Consider the following 2,037-nt stretch of genomic DNA (forward strand, 5'->3'; position numbering starts at 1 on the left):
CCCTCTATCCATATCTTAGGATCTCTGAAATCTTCTAAACTGCTTCCTTCTGGTAACATTTCATGAGTAATTACAGGATTACAATCTAACTTTTCATAGTTTTCTCCATTCCCAATTGCTATACATTGAGTTTGTCTTACTATTCTTTCTCCATTTTCATCTTTATTATCTAATACACCAGTATACATAATTACATGTTTACCATCATACTCTAAGGCACTACCTGAAAAGCACCCTCCCATATCATAACTTGCCTCTGGAGCAAGGGCTATAGGTAACTGTTCCCATTTAATAAAGTCATTTGTCTTACTATGTCCCCAATACATTGGTCCCCATACTACATCATAAGGATGATATTGATAAAACAAATGATATTCGTTATTAAATGTTGAGAATCCATTTGGGTCATTAATCCATCCTATAGGGGCACATAAATGAAAAGATGGTTTTTCCTCTTTTGATATACTATTAATAAATTCTTTTTCATATTTTCTTGCTTTTTCTAAAATAAAATTATTTTCTATCATCACTATTGCACCATTCCTATTATATTATGCATACTAAAAACATATCAAAATTTTATATTATTTTTTAATACTTTAGTTAAGAGTCAGGAATTGTTTTACCTATATTTATATTAATAATATAATTTAATTTTAACTCCAAACTCTTAACTATTTAATAATAAATATTAATATTATTGATTTCTATTTAAAATATTCATCTAAATATTTTTGTTTAATTTCTAACATCTTAGATAAACCTAACTTTTCCATTTCTTCAAGATAAGAATCCCACTCTTCATCAATTCCACCATTTAATACCCATTCAGCTCTCTTACGATCAGTATATTGCCTTACAGCTGTTTCATATTGAGTAAGTAATTCAATATCCTCTTGACTCATAAGCACTACTGGATAATTATATTCTGCTTTCATATCCTTAACATAAGTTCCATGAAGTATATCTAATCTAGCTTGAGCATCATCTGGACAAGTTGAATATTTACCATAATATTCATCAAGAATTACTAATGGTCCTCCAACACATTGATTAACTCTAGCTTCCCATGGTGAAGAACCTCCTAAATCTAAATGAGCTAAAGTACCATCTTCTTTTAACTCAAATATATTTTGATTCAACTCATCCCCATAAGTTCCCCAGTTATTTTGAATTGATTGAAGTGGATCATATAGTTCATCTATCCATTTTGCTGTTAATTCTAAATTCTTATTAGCACTAGTTACTACACATCTACCAATATCAACACCATATCCATTAGACCTTGGTACATTAACATTTCCTTCTGGACCTGCTAATGCTGGAAGAGCTATATAATCTTCTGGATTAGTAACGATGTTTGCAGCATCCCATGTAAAGAACATTCCATATCTACCGTTATTACCCTTTGATACATAAGTTGCCCAATCCTGTGTAAATGCTTCTGGATCAAAAAGACCTTCATTTTGAAGAGAGTTAAGCCATTTTATTCCTTCTTTGTATCCTTCTTGAACAGTTGAATAAATAACTTTCTTATCATCTGTTACAAGGAAATGATCTTGGTTATCCCCTTCACCAAATGCTCCAAGCAATATACCTGGATCTTCATTCCCTCCATTCATTATGAATGACATAGGAATTACATCAGTTCTTCCTTCTGGATTTCCATCTCTAAATGCCTTTAATACTTCTACTAATTCATCTGTTGTAGTTGGTACTTCCAATCCTAACTCATCAAGCCACTTCTTATTTATAAATGGAATATTTGCTACAGCTTGAATAGCTTCTTTTCCACTTCCTAATTCTTCTATCCATGGGAATGAATATATATGTCCATCTGGAGCTGTAATCATTTTTCTATATTCCGGATTTTCTTCCAATATTTTAGACAAATTAGGCATATATTCATCTATTAAATCTTCAACTGCAATAATTACACCTTGCTTTGAATAACGAAGTAAATCATAATTACTCATACCTGCATTGAAAACTACATCTGGAAGTGTATCCTTTTTAGATAATGTTAAGTTCTTTTTA

Annotated in this window: 2 protein-coding genes; both read right to left on the reverse strand. The window is 30.9% G+C overall.

The window, feature by feature from the left end:
* On the reverse strand, positions 1-527 hold a 527-nt coding region (locus Q0G30_RS14185; protein ID WP_294391392.1), incomplete at its 3' end, for a glycoside hydrolase family 32 protein.
* Positions 528-707: 180 nt separating this feature from the next.
* Positions 708-2,037: extracellular solute-binding protein (locus Q0G30_RS14190; protein WP_294391393.1), on the reverse strand; the 1,330-nt coding region annotated here is incomplete at its 5' end.

Source organism: uncultured Clostridium sp., from assembly GCF_934754925.1.
GTDB lineage: Bacteria > Bacillota > Clostridia > Clostridiales > Clostridiaceae > Clostridium.